The sequence below is a fragment of the Urbifossiella limnaea genome, from assembly GCF_007747215.1.
Classification (GTDB): Bacteria; Planctomycetota; Planctomycetia; order Gemmatales; family Gemmataceae; genus Urbifossiella; species Urbifossiella limnaea.
This window is the reverse complement of record NZ_CP036273.1, coordinates 2,171,575-2,186,606: the sequence shown is the minus strand read 5'-3', so window position 1 is coordinate 2,186,606 and position 15,032 is coordinate 2,171,575. Positions and strand designations below refer to the sequence as shown.

At 69.7% G+C, this 15,032-nt stretch carries 8 protein-coding genes; 5 read left to right on the top strand and 3 right to left on the bottom strand.

From position 1 onward, the window contains the following. Positions 1-70: 70 nt before the first annotated feature. The 4 genes from ETAA1_RS08660 to ETAA1_RS08645 all read left to right on the top strand — a co-directional run bounded on the left by ETAA1_RS08660 (position 71) and on the right by ETAA1_RS08645 (position 7,658). Positions 71-1,465 (top strand): SBBP repeat-containing protein, encoded by a 1,395-nt coding sequence (locus ETAA1_RS08660; RefSeq protein ID WP_145236399.1) that lies wholly within the window; start codon positions 71-73, stop codon positions 1,463-1,465. A gap of 50 nt (positions 1,466-1,515) precedes the next feature. Further along, positions 1,516-4,131, top strand: a complete 2,616-nt coding sequence (locus ETAA1_RS08655; RefSeq protein ID WP_202920769.1) for a LamG-like jellyroll fold domain-containing protein — start codon at positions 1,516-1,518, stop codon at positions 4,129-4,131. A 44-nt stretch (positions 4,132-4,175) separates the two neighbouring features. Continuing rightward, positions 4,176-6,236 carry a S8 family serine peptidase gene (locus ETAA1_RS08650; protein WP_145236393.1) on the top strand — a complete coding sequence of 687 codons (2,061 nt, stop codon included), beginning with the start codon at positions 4,176-4,178 and terminating at the stop codon, positions 6,234-6,236. 324 nt (positions 6,237-6,560) lie between these two features. Beyond that, positions 6,561-7,658, top strand: coding sequence for an alpha/beta hydrolase (locus ETAA1_RS08645; protein WP_145236390.1), 1,098 nt, complete (start codon positions 6,561-6,563; stop codon positions 7,656-7,658). Positions 7,659-9,444: 1,786 nt separating this feature from the next. Here the strand turns inward: ETAA1_RS08645 and ETAA1_RS08640 are convergent. Genes ETAA1_RS08640 through ETAA1_RS08630 form a run of 3 tightly spaced genes read right to left on the bottom strand, consistent with a single transcriptional unit; the run spans position 9,445 to position 12,897 of the window. Beyond that, entirely contained in the window at positions 9,445-10,554 is a 1,110-nt protein-coding gene (locus ETAA1_RS08640; protein WP_145236387.1) for a hypothetical protein, read from the bottom strand. A gap of 19 nt (positions 10,555-10,573) precedes the next feature. Beyond that, positions 10,574-11,860 carry an alpha/beta hydrolase family protein gene (locus ETAA1_RS08635; protein ID WP_145236385.1) on the bottom strand — a complete coding sequence of 429 codons (1,287 nt, stop codon included), beginning with the start codon at positions 11,858-11,860 and terminating at the stop codon, positions 10,574-10,576. Next, positions 11,761-12,897, bottom strand: a complete 1,137-nt coding sequence (locus ETAA1_RS08630) for an alpha/beta hydrolase family protein (protein WP_145236382.1) — start codon at positions 12,895-12,897, stop codon at positions 11,761-11,763. Before ETAA1_RS08630 ends, ETAA1_RS08635 begins: the two co-directional genes overlap by 100 nt. Positions 12,898-13,071: 174 nt before the next feature. On the opposite strand from ETAA1_RS08630, the gene ETAA1_RS08625 reads away from it, so the two are divergent. Next, the gene (locus ETAA1_RS08625; protein WP_145236379.1) at positions 13,072-14,991 is read left to right on the top strand and encodes an SUMF1/EgtB/PvdO family nonheme iron enzyme; all 1,920 of its coding nucleotides are present in this window, start codon (positions 13,072-13,074) and stop codon (positions 14,989-14,991) included. Positions 14,992-15,032 lie beyond the last annotated feature (41 nt).

Sequence of the window (15,032 nt, the reverse complement as noted above, 5' to 3'; positions counted from 1 at the left end):
GGGAGCCGACCCGTGGACTACGTCACGCGGGTACGCGGCGAGCAGAACCCACCCCTCACGAGACTGGCCCATGAATGGAACCCGATTCTCGGCGTGCATTGCCGCGTGCCTGCTGGCATCCCAACCGGTCGGGGCGGCCGAGCCGGAAGCCGCGCCGACGTTCGAGTGGGCCGTCTCGGCAGGCGGGACGCTGCACGACAAGACGCGCGGCATCGCCCTCGACGCGGACGGGAACGTCCTGCTCACCGGCGAGTTCACCGGCACGGCGACCTTCGGCGAGCACACGGTGACGAGCGCCGGCTCGATGGACTGCTTCGTGGCGAAAGTCGATCCGCGGGGCAAGTTCCTCTGGGTCCGCACCGGCGGCGGGGAGAAGATCGACCGCGGGTATGCGGTCGCCACGGACCCCGCCGGCAATTGCTACGTGACCGGACACTTCGAGAGTCCCGAGGCGAAGTTCGACGCGACGATCGTCAAGAGCGGCGGCGGCTACGACCTGTTCGTCGCCAAGTATGACCCGCGGGGCAGGCTCGTCTGGGCCCACTCCGGCGGCGGCCCGGGGTACGACTACGGGCACGGGATTGCCGCGGACGGGCACGGGAACGTGTTCGTCACGGGGGCCGTCGTCGGCGAGGGGCGGTTCGCTGGCGAAAAGCTCGGTCACCCCGGCCCGGCCCACGTCTTCTGCCTGGCGCTCGACGGCGACGGCAAGTTGCTGTGGGCGCACGCGGCCGACGGCACGGGTTCGAGTTCCGGGCACAGGGTCGCCGCCGACCGGAAGGGCAACTGCTACGTCGGCGGCTACGCGGGCGGCGCGAGCACGTTCGGCGGGCAGAAGATCGCCAACGCGGCGGGGCAGGACGTTCTCGTCGCGAAGTTCGACGCGAAGGGCAAGCTCGGCTGGCTCCACGCGGGGCACGGCAGTTCGTCGGCGATGGTCCACGAACTCACCGCCGACGCCGACGGCAACGTGTGGGCCTCGGGCATGTTCAAGAACGAGTTGAAGCTCGGGGACCGCGGCGTGACGAACCAGGGGCAGCACGACCTGCTCCTGACGAGTTTCGACCCGTCCGGGAAGCGGCTGTGGACGAGGACGGCCGGCGGTGCGGGCATCGACTACGGCCTCGGCGTCGCGACCGACGGGAAGGGGAACAGCTTCCTCACCGGGTCGTTCACGGGCCGGGTCGAGTTCGACGGCACGGCCCAGGCGAGCGCCGGCGCGGCGTCGGACATCCTGGTCGCGAAGTACGACCGCGACGGCAGGCAGCGGTGGTTCGTGCGGGCCGGCAGCGACCGCACCGACCACGCCTACACGATCGTGTCGGACGGCAAGGGCGGGCTGTACCTGTCGGGCGCGTGCAGCGGACCCGCAATGTTCGGGCCGCACGCAATCCCGCACCGCGGCAGCAACGACATCTTCCTGGCCAAGCTCACCGAGAAAGCATCCGCGGCCAAGAAGGAATGATCGGCGTTGTGAGCGAGGCACTCGTTGAGCCCGGATCCGGGGACCGAAACATGAAACTCGTCCCTCATCTCGTCGCCGCGTGGCTCCTATTCGTCCCCCCGTCGGCGGCACAGGAACGCGGCGCGCCGTGGTACGCCGACCGGGCGAACCTCCTCTTCTACCAGGACGTCCAGGGCCGCTCGCAGCCCGTCAAGAACGCCGCGGACTGGGCACGCCGGGCCGCCCACACCCGCGCGAACATGGAACTGGTGATGGGCGCTCTGCCGGCACCGAAGGACGTGCCGCTGGACCCGCGGACCGACAAGACGGTGCGCCTGCGGCACTACACGCGGGAGCACGTCACCTTCGTCGCAGAACCCGGAGATCGCGTTCCCGCCTGGCTGCTGGTGCCGCATCGCGCGGCCGGCGACGGCCGCCTGCCGGCGATGGTCTGCCTGCCCGGCAGTTCCGCCCCGGGTAAGGACCGGCCCGCCGGGCTGACCGACGACGCGGGCATGGCGTACGCCCACGAACTGGCCGAGCGGGGGTACGTGTGCCTCGTGATGGACTACCCGCTGTTGCATACGACGGAATACACGACCGACCCGTACAAGCTGGGGTACGCGAGTGCGACGATGAAGGGCGTCGTGAACCACCGCCGCGGGGTGGACCTGCTCCGGTCGCTCCCGTTCGTCGATGGCGAGGCGGTCGGTGTCATCGGGCACTCGCTCGGCGGGCACAACGCCCTGTTCCTGGCGGCGTTCGACGCCCGCGTCAAGGCGGTGGTGTCGAGCTGCGGGTTCAACGTGTTCGCCAAGCACAACCGCGGCGACGTGCGGGCCTGGAGCAGTCGCTACTACATGCCGCGGATCAAGACCGCGTACGGCGACGACCCGGCCAAGATCCCGTTCGACTTCACCGAGGTGCTCGCGGCCCTGGCACCCCGGCCGGTGTTCGTGAACGCGCCCCTGCACGACGCCCCCGACTTCGAGGTGTCCGGCGTGCGGGACTGCTTCAAGGCCGCGATCCCGGTGTACCGGGAGGTCTTCAAGGCGGCGGACAACCTCGTCGCGCGCCACCCGGACGCGGGGCACAGTTTCCCGGCGGCGGAGCGACAGGCGGCGTACGCCTTCCTCGACCGGCACCTGCGGCCCGGCGTCGCCCCGAAGGCCCCTGCGGCCGGCCCCGTCGCCCGGTGGCCGGTGGTGGACAAGCCGTGTGAGGTTCCGGCCGATCAGGCACCGCGGCTCGGCAAGGGCGACTTCTCACTGTCGGTGTGGGTGACGTGCGACGCCGCCGACCGCCTACCCGGCGACCTGGTCTCCATGTACGACCTGAAGACGCGGCGGGGGTTCCACCTCACGCTCAAGAGCAACCCGGGCGTGACGACGAGCCAGGCGAACTGGCGGCACCTCCAGTTCGGCATCGACGACGGCCGCGCGTCGGAGTGGACCGATTGCGGCCGGCCGGGGAACGCGCTGCTGGCCTTCGCCCTCGTCGTCCACGAGGGGTCGCTGTACGCGAGCACCTGCGAGCCGGGGAAGAGCGAGACGGGCAGGGTGTACCGCTTCGCCGGGCCGGGGCACTGGATCGCCTGCGGTGCCCCCGACGGGTCGAACACGGTTACCACGCTCGCGGTCCACGACGGGGCGCTGTACGCCGGGACGGGCAAGTACCGGCTCGCCGGCTCGGCCCTGCCGGAATCGGAGAACCTGACCTTGGGTGGGCGGGTGTTCCGGTACGGCGGGGGCACCCGCTGGATCGACTGCGGTCAACTGCCGGACACCGAAGCGGTCGGCGGGCTGGTGGTGTTCCGCGGCAAGCTGTATGCATCGTCGCTGTACAAGCCGGCGGGGTTCTTCCGGTACGAGGGCGAGACGCGCTGGACACGCCTGCCCGTCCCCGACGGCCCCGACCCCGCCGGCGGCAAGACGGTCCCGAAGCGGGTGGTCTCGCTCACCGTCCACGACGGCTACGTCTACGCGGGCAGTTACGACGGCGGGCACGTGTACCGGTTCGACGGCGAGAAGTGGGCCGACTGCGGGCGGCTCGGCGAGAACACTCAGACCTACTCCTTCGCCCGGCACGAGGGGGCGCTGCACGTCGGCACCTGGCGGAGCGGTCGCGTCTACCGCTTCGAGGGCGTCAACCGCTGGACCGACGTCGGCCGCCTCGGGGAGGAGTTGGAGGTCATGGGCATGCTGGCCCACAACGGCCGGCTGATCGCCGGGACGCTGCCGCTCGCCGAGGTGTACTCCTACGAGGGGAAGGACGGCTGGAAGCGGATGACGCGGCTCGACCACACCCCGGACGTCGCCTACCGCCGGGCGTGGACGATGGCCGAGCACGACGGCCAAGTCTTCTGCTCGACGCTGCCGTCGGGGAAGGTCTTCGCCTTCTCGGCCGGCCGGCAGGCGTCCTGGGGTCACCCGCTGCCCCCCGGCCGGCACCACGTCGCCGCCGTGAAGTCCGCGAGCCGACTGCGACTGTACGTGGACGGTGCCCTCGTCGCCCAAACGCCGCCTTTCGAGGCCGACGGCTACGACCTCGACTCCGCCGCGCCGCTGCGTCTGGGCACGGGAACGAACGGCCCGCTGAACGGCCGACTCGACGACCTCCGCGTGTGGGGCCGAACCCTCAGCCCCGGCGAGATCCGGGCGCTCGCGGCGGAGCCGCCGAAACCGTGAGCGACCGACGAAGGGATCACTTCCGCCACCCGGGACTCCCGACGATGAAACTGCACCTTGTGCCCCTGGTACTCCTTCTGGTGCCGGCCGGCGCACGCGCCGACGACGCGACGCCGGCCCGCCTGATCGGCTACACGGAGGGCCGCAACGACCTGCCGGGCGGGCAGTTCGTGAACTGGGTGACCAACCGCGCCTGCGTGGTGCGGGCCGACGGCACGGGGCGGCGGGTGCTCGCGGAAGAGTTGACGCGGAAGGAGCACACCTGGACGCAGTTCGCGGGCTGGTCGCCGGACGGGAAGACGGCGATCATCGGCTCGCACTGGGAGAGCCCGGAGAACGCGGCGTGGGAGCGCCGGAACAAGACGTTCCGCATGACCGAGGGGTGGCTGTCCGACGCGTGCCTGCTCGACCTCGCGACGGGCAAGGTCGCCAACCTGACGGCTGTCGATCGGGTGAGTGACTACAACACCGGCCTGTTCTACCTCCCCGGCGGGAAGGGGTTCGGGTTCACCCCGCTCATCAAGGGCGTGTCGAAGCCCTACGTCATGGACCCCGACGGCAGGAACAAGCGCGACGTGTCGGGTCAGGGCGGCGGGTTCGCCTACGGGTACTCGGCCTCGCCCGACGGCAAGCGCATCAGCTACCACGAGAACTACCAGGTGTACTTGTCGAACCCCGACGGCGGCGACAAGCGGAAGGTCGAGACGAGGAACCCGTTCAACTTCGCGCCGCAGTGGTCCCCCGACGGCGAGTGGTTGCTGTTCGTCTCGGGCGAGCACTACAACTGCCACCCCCACGTCGTGAAGAAGGACGGCACCGGCCAGAGGAAGCTCGCCGACCGGGGCGGGTATCGCGGCGTGGTCGAGCGGCTCACGCACCCGGACTTCCACAGCGAGAGCAGCGACGTCCCCGTGTGGTCCGCGGACGGCCGCCGCGTGTTCTACACGGCGAAGGTGGGCGAGAGCGTCGAACTGATGCGGGTCGAGTTGGACGGCACCGCGACGCAGTTGACGAAGTCGAAGCCGGGGACGCGCCACTACCACCCGGCCGCCTCGCCGGACGGGAATTGGATTCTGTTCGGCTCCGACCGCACCGGCACGATGCAACTCTACGCCGCCACGACCGAGGGCAAGGACGTCCGCCCGGTCACGAGCGTTTCCGAAGGTTCGTGCGCGATGCACGGCCACTGGCAGCCGGTCCCGGCCGGGCCGACGCCGGTGGAACCGGTCTCGTTCAAGCACGCCGGGGTGACGGACGCATGGGCCGCGTACGCCGGGAAACTCACGTTCGGGAAGGGGCAGACGCTCGCCCTGCTCGACGACGGGTGCAAGCTGTCGATGCCGGAATGGACGGCGGTCGTGGACGGCGTCCCGAAGGTGCTCGTCTCCCACGACAGCGTGGACGGCGACGACGACCCGAAGCACGAGGGCAAGGGCTACCACGGCTCGACCATCGGCATCCCGTCGTCGCTGAACCTCAAGGGGCGACATGGGGTCGCGTTCAACAACCAGGTGGCCGTGGTCCGGGCGCTGGAGTGCTGCCACTGCAACGTGAAGGACGCCAAGACGCTGGCCGCCGGGTTGCAGTGGGTCATCGACAACCACGCGAAGTACAAGATCACGGCGGTCAACCTCGCCCCGGTCGATGACCTGGAGCACGGCGCCCCGGTCCCGACCGACATCGACGCGAAGCTGAAGAAGCTCCGCGAACTCGGCATCTGGGTCAGCGCCCCGGCGGGCAACCACAACTTCACCAAGGGCATCTCCTGGCCGGCATGTCAGCCGAACTGCTTCGCCGTCGGGGCGGTGCGGCCGGGCAAGGACGAGGTCTACCTCGACCGGCACGCGAAGGTCGATCTGGTGGTCCCGGCCGCCGCCACCTCGTCGTCGAACGCCATCCTGTGCGGTTCGGTCCTGCTGCTGCGGGAGGGCATCGAAAAGGCGAAGTACGACTGGACGAAGGACGGCCCGAACCTGCCCGAGGCGATGATGGCCATCTTGCAGCGGACCGGCCGGTCGGTGAAAGACCCGGCAACGGGCCTGACGTTCCGCCGCCTGAACCTGAAGGCCGCGCTGGACGAGGTGTTCCAACCCACGAAGCCGTGAGCCGGCTACGTGCCTTGTCGAGTGCGAGCAGGTCGTCGTCGGGTTCCGCGGACGGCCGCGCCACGCTCGCTTGAGGCCCGGTCTTTCCCGGTTAGGAAGCGTCCAAGAACTAGGCCGTGTTCTTGTTGCAGACCCCACGAAATCGTCTGAAATTCCAGGCAGATGCACACGCATGCCGAGAAGAACACGGCCTAGTTCGTGGACGCTTCCTTAGTAGGCGGGCGAGCCGGTGCAACTCGGACCGGGATCGGGTAGAACACCCACCACGCCGCTCACCCGAGTCCCGCCGGCGAACCCGCCGGCCGAGAGAAAACGAGGCACCTCATGTTCAAGCTGCGGATGGCCGTTCTGCTCACCCTCTTCGCCTCCTCGATCTCGTCCGCACAACCGCCGGTCCGGAAGTACGACGACAAGGGTGCCCCGCCCTTCAAGGTGCTGAAGGAAGGCGAGAACCCGCCGCTCGATGCGTACGACAACTTCGTGATCGGGCCGAAGTATGTCCCCGCGCCGGAGCGCAAGAAGGTCGAGGGCGTGCCCGAGGGCAAGGTAGAGCAGTTCGAGATCGACTCGAAGGACACGAAGCTCTTCAACCCCGGCACCTCCCGCGGCAAGACGACGCCAAAGCTCGATCCGAACAATCCGAAAACCGTAATCGTCGAGACGCACGCCATCGACTACAAGCGCAAGATCGGCGTCTACATTCCGCCGGGGTACAAGGAGGGCACCGAGGCCCCGTTCATGGTGGTTCACGACGGCCCCGGCCAGGCCGCCGGGTACAAGACGATCCTCGACAACCTGATTGCCCAGAAACGCATTCCGCCGATCGTTCTCATTTCAATCCAGAACGGCGGGGGCGACGCCCAGGGGCACGAGCGGGGCAAGGAGTACGACAACATGAACGGCGACTACGCCACGTACATCGAGGACGAGGTGCTGCCGCGGGTGGAGAAGAACTGCAAGGTGAAGCTGACGAAGGACCCCGACGGCCGGGCGGCGATGGGCAGCAGCTCCGGCGGGTCCTGCGCGCTCATCATGGCCTGGTTCCGCAACGACCTGTACCACCGCGTACTGACGACCTCGGGCACGTTCGTGAACCAGGCGTGGCCGTTCGACCCCAAGTACCCGGACGGCGCGTGGGGGTTCCACGAGACGCTCATTCCGAAGGAGCCGAAGAAGCCGATCCGCATCTTCCTCTCCGTCGGCGACAGGGACTCGCTCAACCCGAACGTGATGCGGGACGGGATGCACGACTGGGTGGAGGCCAACCACCGGATGGCGAAGGTGCTCAAGGAGAAGGGCTACGAGTACCAGTACCTGTTCTGCCTCGGACAGGGGCACGGCATCGGCGGTGCCCAGCAGCAGTTCCTGCCGCACGCCATCGAGTGGGTGTGGAAGGGGTACGCCCCGAAGAAGGACAAGTAGCCGACCCGGTCGCGCCGGAGATGCGGCACGGCAACCGGCCCCGCATGTCCTCCCGGGCCGATGGTCAGGACGGTGTCCTTCCCGGGCGAGAGCTTCACCCGCGGCACGGTCACCAGCCCGGCGGCGTCGGCGGTCACCTTGCCCGAGTCGCCCGTGGAGGATTCCCATTTCGCCTCGGCATTCGGGCGAGCCTTGAACTTTTGGCACCGCCGTGGGGTGACGTCCACGGTCATGTCGCCCGTCGCCAGTTCATTCGACAGCCGCACGGACCACTTCGCGTCCTCGTCCACGACGTCGGACCACTTGAACCCGAGGTTAATGCCGCCCTCAAGGTCCCCGTCCTTGGGGTCGCCGGTGCCGAGCTTCTGGTCGATGGAGCTGTTCGCGAACGCCGGGTAGCTCTTGTTCCGGGCGAAGAGTTCCGGCGGGTAGTACTTCAGCACCTTCGCCATCGGTTGCGCCCCGGAACTGTGGTCGCCGTCGTTCCAGGCGAACGCGAACCCGTGCCGGGCGGCGGCCATCGCCTTCACCATGTCGACCTGCTCCTGCCACGACGCGAACCCGTCCCGCCGACCGCAGCACCACCCGAGGAACGGCAGGTCGGCCGGGTGGTCCGCGGCGAACTTCACCATGTCCATGCGGGCGAAGTAGTCGGTCTTCCCGTCGTCCAGGAACGCGGTCGCGCCCTTCGCGGGCTGGGCGACGAGGCTCGGCAGGCCGCGCTGGCGGGTGCGGGGGCGGTTCGGGTACACGGCCGCGAACCGCTCCCGGTGCCGCAGCGCGTAGGTGGTCGAGCCCCACGCCCCCATCGACCCGCCGGACGCCGTCACACGCTCGGGGTCGGCGGCGTAGGCCTTCGTCACCCAGTCGGTGATCCACTCCTGGCGGCGCTCGGTGAACGGGTACGCCCGCGGCTCGGGGTGGGTCGCGTGCTGCGGGACGCACAGGTAGCCGAACCAGTACGTCTCCATCGCCCGGGTGCCACCGGGGTGCTCGATCGCCTCGCGACCGCGGAGGAGCAGGTAGTTCCCCGGCTTGTCTCGCCGCTCCTCGACGGAGAAGACGCCGGGCAGGCCGTCGCGGTAACCCATCTCCGGGGTGGCGAAGTACAGGTAGTAGTCGCCGTAGTCGCCCGCGGGGCCGCCCTGACCCTGACTGGCGTGCAGTTCCACCCGCAGCGGCAACCCCTTCTGCCCGGTGATCGACGTCTGCGGCGAGTAGATCCCGCGTGACTTCGAGTCGTGCAACTTGATCGGCTCGATGGGCGCGACCTTCTCCTCGACGGGCTCGGTCGTCGCGCTCCTGCCGGGGACGACCTTCGACAGCGGCGTGAACTTCTCGTCGGTGGCGACGACGGCGTAGTACGCCGTCGCCGGCTTGCGGACGGTGTGGACCGCGAGCCCGCTCCACATCGGCAGCGGCGTACCGCCCTCGACGATGACCGCCATCGGCTTCTTGGGGTCGGTGCGGTCCTTGGCGTTGAACGCCGTACCGAACAGGCGTGCGGAGTTGTGCAGTACACCGTGGTAACAGAGTTCCGCGTCCTTGAGGCTGTCGGCGGCGATAGGCTTGTCGGAGCGGTACAGACTGTACCGGAACTTCGCCCCGGCCTCGCCCTCGGCCGCGTCGGTCCAGGTGACGAACGTCTGCCCGTGGCGGTGGACCGCCTTGATGCCGGCGACCTCGGGGTCGGCCGCGACCGCACCCGCCACGATGAGCAGCGAGGCGGCGAGCGAAAGGAATCGCGTCACGGGTCGTGGCTCCGGGGTTCGGGGTCGTCAGGGGGTTACTTTCCCGCAGAAAGACGCAGCGCCCAGACGCGGGTCGGGGTGCCGTCGCCGCCGGTGACCAGCAGCATGACCCGGTGCCCCGGGTCGAACTCCAGGTTGTAGTTCATCCCGCAGGCGAACGGCAGGGTTGCCGTCTTCACCTGCGTCCAGGCGTCGGCCCCGAGGTCGTACAGCCACGTCTCCGTCTGCTTCGTATCGCCCTCGACGCGGTCCACCAGAACCACCGTCTTGCCGAGGTCGGGGTGGAACTCCATCGGGTTGTGCTCGTCCTTCGGCGGTCGCGGCCCCGGCGTCGGCATGAGCTTGTACTCGCCGGTCTTCGGGACGTACGCCGCGACGTCGTCCCGGTTCTCGTTCGACCCGAAGACGACGACGGCCTTCTGCCTCGCGTCGTAGGCGCAGTTGGTGTGCCACCCGAAGTGCCCGGCCTTCACGACCCGCTTCCAGGCCCGCGGCTCGCCGCCGAGTTCGTGGACGCCGTCCGGCCGGACCGCGACCACGACCTTGCGGTCCAGGTCGTAGGCGGCGCAGTACGGAAAGCAACTCACCCCGTCGCCGGGGAGCGCCGCCCACTCGCCCTTCTCCAGCCCGTACACCCAGGTCGGCTTCCGCTTCACCTTCGGCCAGAGGTCCTTGAACACGTCCGTGAACCGGCCGGGGACGAGGTGGTCGTCGAAGATGGGGACGATCATCTCGTCGCGGGCGGCGTCGTACACCACCGACCCGAACGTGTGCATCGCCCACGGGTGGTCGCCCTTCTTGCCGGCGACGGCCAACCCGTCCGCGGTCACGTCGTAGGTGCCGCGTAGGTCGTCGTCGTAGGCCCGCGACCACTTCAGTTCGACCGGCGAGAAGAACAGCGGGCTGTTCGTGAAGTCGCGGCCGTGCGAGTCGCTGCCGAACAACACCAGACGGCCTCGCTTCGTGTCGAAACAACTGCCGCCGTGCGGCTGGCGGCGGAACGTCGCCTCTCCCGCCTTGGGCTCGTGGATCTTGACCCACCGATCCGGTTCGAGCTTGAGCAGGTCCGGGTTCCGCGCCGGCTCCGCCGCGGAGAGCACCGACGGGACCACGACCGCGAGGAGAAGGCAGGTTCGGCAGGGCATGGCAACACTCCGGGGCTGGTCAGTCACGGAAGGCGGCCGTCAGCCAGTCGGCGACCGGAGGGGCGTCCGTCGGCTCGATCAGCAACCGTGCGGGCTGGCCCGCGGCCTTGTAGGCCGCGACGGCGGGGGCGCAGGTGCGAGTCAGGCGGTCGGCGGGAACGCGACGGTTGGTGCCGTCCACGAGCGCCTCCAGCCGCAGCGGTCGTGGAGCGATCGCGGCGGCGAGGTCGGGCAGGTCTCCCGTCGTCAGCACGCCCGGCACCACCGCGTCGAACGGCAGGTATGTGAACGGCGTGTCGAGAACCGACTGGTAATCCGACAGTCCGCCCCGGGCGATCACGGCACGCACGTCGTCCTCGTAGAGCGCCCCGAGGAGGGCGAGCAACCCGCCGAGCGGTTCCGACTGCGCCGGGCGCTTCTCGGCGGTGTACGGCACCTTCAAGTCGGCATCGGCGGCGTTCGCCGGGGCGAACGTATCGCCCCACAGGGCGACGCGGCGGGCGTCCACGTCGGCCCGGGTACGGAGGTATATCAGCACGGATCGCAGGTCACGCACCCGCCCGCCGAGAACGGTGCGGCCGAGCATCAGTTCACCGGCAGCGGTCGCCGTGGCCGAACTCCTCCGGTCGCGGTCGTTGCCCGGAGCCGTCTCCCCGGTGCCGCGAACGTCCGGCAGACAGACCGCGACGCCGGCCCGCAGCAGGCTCGCGACATCGGTCGTCCGCTGCTTCAGGACCTCCGCCTTCCCGTGCTGTGACACGGCGACCACGACCGGCGGCAGTTTCCCCTTCGGCGTCGGCGGGACGAGCAGCAGCGTCGGCACCACGATCCCGGGTTCGGTGGTGAGGTGAAGCCGCTCGACACGCACGTCGCCGAGCATCTCCGCGGGGAGCGGGTCGCCGTTCCGCGACGACTTCCCGGGTGCGACATCCCCGAGCATGGTACCCCAGTCCCGGCGCAGTCGCTTGCGGCGCTCGTCGGCGTTCATCGGAGCGAGGGACTCCCGTGCGCGGCCCGTGCGCTCGGCCCCGAGGCGGGCGGCGAGTTCGTGCGCCGGCCGGTGCTCCTTGGCGATTTCGGGCGTGACGCACAGCAGGTCCTCGACGGGCCGGCGGTTGCTGTACTCCTTGCCGGGATTGGGGACGTCGAACCACTTCTTGAACTGCGGGTACAGGATCTCGCGGCTCTCGGCGATCCAGTGCGTGTTCAGCGGTTCCGCCCCGACGACGAACCCGCGCCCGGCGATCCCGGCGAGGTCGTCGGCCGCCCCGTAGAAGCCCCACACCTTCTGAAGGCGCTTCCACACCGGGTCTCGCTCCCGGTCCCAGTGAACTCGTGGTAGTACACGACCCGCCGCGGGGCGATCGAGGCGACGATGAGCCACGGCAGGAACCCGTCGCGGGCCGACAGCCGCAGGTTCCGCGTCGTTTCCCAGTTCCCGAACCCGGCATACTCGAACGACGTCTCGGCGTCCGGCGGCAGCGGGTACGGCGTCTCGGGCTGCGGGCCGCCGAAGTTGTTCACCACGACGGCCGAGATCCGCGGGTCGAGGGCGGCCGTGACCGCGGCCACATCCCCGCCGCCCGCCGGTTCGGACACCGCCAGCACCCGCTTCGGATCGACTCCCGGTTGCTTCAGCAGCACGTCCACGGCCCGCATCTGGTCCCACACCATCCAGCCCATCAGGCTGTCGCCCGTCAGGTAGAACTGGATCGCGGCGTCGAACCGGAAGTGGTAGTCGTGCGGACTCGACTCGGGGAACGGATGCTGCTTCCGCTCGCCGTGGCCGACATGGTCCGGCACGACGACGACGCACCCGGAGCGTGCCCACGTCATCGCCATGTCCTGCCGCCACCCGGTGTGTTTGGGTTGCTGGTGGCTGGTCACGATCAGCACGCCGGGCATGGACGCGGCCGGCTTCGCCGGGAGGTACACGTTCGCCGCCATGAGCAACCCCGGCCGCGTCTCGACGACGAGGTTCTCGACCCGGTAGCCGTCGCCGTCGTGGGTTCCGGTCACCCGCACCCTCAGTTCCTTCGGCGGATCGGGGAACGTACCGAGCGACGCCCGCAGGGCGTGGAGGCGAGTCTCGCGGAACTTCTCCCAGCCCGCCCGGTCGCGGACCTCGGCCCACGCGGCGCGGTCGGCGGCAACGGCGTCGCGCAAACGGGCGGCGTGTTCCCGGGCGAGCATCCCCGCGAGCGGTTGCTGTCGCACGGGACCACGCACCACGACCCCGGGATCGAGGGCGCGAAGTTGCTCGGCGAGGTTGTCCGGTGGTGCCGCACCGGCGGGCACGACGGCGACGGAGAGAGCGAGAACGGCCAGCGTGGTGCGGGGCATGGCGGTGCCGTGGCGGGGGAGGCGGGGGCGGTGTCGTTCTCTCCCGACGCGACCGAGAAGACAAGCGGCGGTGAAGAATTGCCCGCGGGATTGCCATTCGGGGTAGGCAACAGGCGGTTGTTGCCGTTCCGGCGCGGTGGTAGGCTGCCCCGATCTCCCACCCCGGAGTCCGCCATGTGTCGCACCGCAACCGCCGTCGCCCTGCTGTCGGTGATCTCGCTCGCCCCCGCCCAACTGCCGTCGGGTGCCGAACACGTCAACAGCATCGGGATGAAGCTGGTGCGGGTCGAGGCCGGCGAGTTCGTCATGGGTTCGGGCGACGCCCCGCCGCGGACCCGCGAGGAGTGGGACGCCCGCGAGTGGGACGAGGCGCCCGCCCACAAGGTGAAGATCTCGAAGGCGTTCTTCATGGGGGCGACCGAGGTCACGAACGCCCGGTACGAGCAGTTCGACCCCGGGCACAAGAAACTCCGCGGTTCGCACGGCACCGGCAAGGGCGACGCCGACCCGGTCGTGATGGTGACGTGGCAACAGGCGGTCGATTTCTGCGCGTGGCTCTCGAAGAAGGAGGGGAAGCCGTACCGCCTGCCGACGGAAGCGGAATGGGAGTACGCCTGCCGGGCGGGCACCACCACGGCATACCAGACCGGCGACACGCTGACCTGGGAGCAGGCGAACTTCGGCGTCGGGGCCGACAAGAAGCGGCTCTCCACCGTCGCCGTGGGGAGCTACAAGCCGAACGCCTGGGGGCTCCACGACACCCACGGGAACGTCGCAGAGTGGTGCCTCGACTGGTACGGCCCCTACGAGCCCGGCGAGCAGACCGACCCCGTGGGCCGGGCCGACGGCTGGGCAAAGGTCACCCGCGGATGGAGCTACCTCCCGGCGTCACACAAACTCGGGGCGGTGCGGTACTGCCGCTCGTCGAACCGCTCGGGATACCTGCCCGACGACGCCAACCGCGTCACAGGGTTCCGCGTCGTGCTGGGTGAGATGCCCGCAACGCGACCGCATCCCGTTGCCCCACCGCCGTTGAATCAGAAGAACGTGAAGCAGACCCCGACCCCGAAGGACGGCCCCGACCCGACCAGGCCGTACTTCGCCGACCTGACGAAGAACCTCCGCGTGCCGAACGACGCCTGGGGGCCGATCTACGGGGCGTGGAACCACTTCTCGGCGGTGAGCGTGTGCCCGAACGGCGACGTGCTGGCGGCGTGGTACACCTGCGTGTCGGAGTCCGGCCCCGAGTGCGCCCAGGCGGCGTGCCGACTCCGGGCGGGTTCCGACACCTGGGACGAGCCGTCGTTCTTCTTCGGCACCCCGGACTGCAACACACACGCCCCGGTCCTCCTCTCCGACGGCAAGCGGCTGTACCACTTCTTCACCCAGTCGCTCAACGGGTGGGACGACGCGGCCGACTGCATGCGGACGTCCGACGACAGCGGGGCGACGTGGTCGAAGCCGCGTGTGATCCTGCCTCGCGAAGACCCCATGCGGATGAGCCAGCCGTGCTCGGCGTTCGTCGCGGCCGACGGGAAGTTGGTGCTGGCCGTGGACGGCGACTTCGGCCACCGCGACACGCGGGTGATGACGAGCGGGGACGGCGGGAAGACGTGGTCGGTCGGGGCGGGCGACATCCGCAAGGCCGCGGGGAAGTACGCGATCCACCCGGCGGCGGTCCAGCGCGGCGACGGCGCGTACCTGGCGTTCGTTCGCGGCCCGGACCCGATGCCGGCGTTCGCGTCGAAGGACGGGGGCGGGCCGTGGGAGCCGGTGCCGACGCCGTTCCCGGGCATCTCGGTCGGGTCGAAGGCGGCGGCGCTGACGTTGGCGGGCGGCGGGTTGCTGTTGTGCAGCTTCGACAGCAAGAAGCAGTTGGTCGGCGGGGGGCTGTTCGCGGCTCTCTCGCTCGACGATGGGAAGACTTGGCCGCACGTCCGCAAGGTGGAGGGGCCGGGCGGTTACCTGTCCCTGGCCCAGGGGCCGAACGGCGTCCTCTACCTGCTCGGCCCGCGGGGCAGCGCCATCCGCTGCGTGGCGTTCAACGAGGCGTGGCTGAAGGAGGGGAAGCCGGTCAAGGTAGACACCCCGTGACGCCGCGCCGCTCACCAGTCGGATGCGATCGGCGCGGTGCC

Excerpts from the sequence above, each read along its gene's own strand:
- ETAA1_RS08640 (WP_145236387.1), bottom strand. The coding sequence starts at position 10,554 with ATGCCCTGCCGAACCTGCCTTCTCCTCGCGGTCGTGGTCCCGTCGGTG.
- ETAA1_RS08630 (WP_145236382.1), bottom strand. The coding sequence starts at position 12,897 with ATGCCCCGCACCACGCTGGCCGTTCTCGCTCTCTCCGTCGCCGTCGTG.
- ETAA1_RS08650 (WP_145236393.1), top strand. The coding sequence starts at position 4,176 with ATGAAACTGCACCTTGTGCCCCTGGTACTCCTTCTGGTGCCGGCCGGC.
- ETAA1_RS08655 (WP_202920769.1), top strand. The coding sequence starts at position 1,516 with ATGAAACTCGTCCCTCATCTCGTCGCCGCGTGGCTCCTATTCGTCCCC.
- ETAA1_RS08660 (WP_145236399.1), top strand. The coding sequence starts at position 71 with ATGAATGGAACCCGATTCTCGGCGTGCATTGCCGCGTGCCTGCTGGCA.
- ETAA1_RS08625 (WP_145236379.1), top strand. The coding sequence starts at position 13,072 with ATGTGTCGCACCGCAACCGCCGTCGCCCTGCTGTCGGTGATCTCGCTC.
- ETAA1_RS08645 (WP_145236390.1), top strand. The coding sequence starts at position 6,561 with ATGTTCAAGCTGCGGATGGCCGTTCTGCTCACCCTCTTCGCCTCCTCG.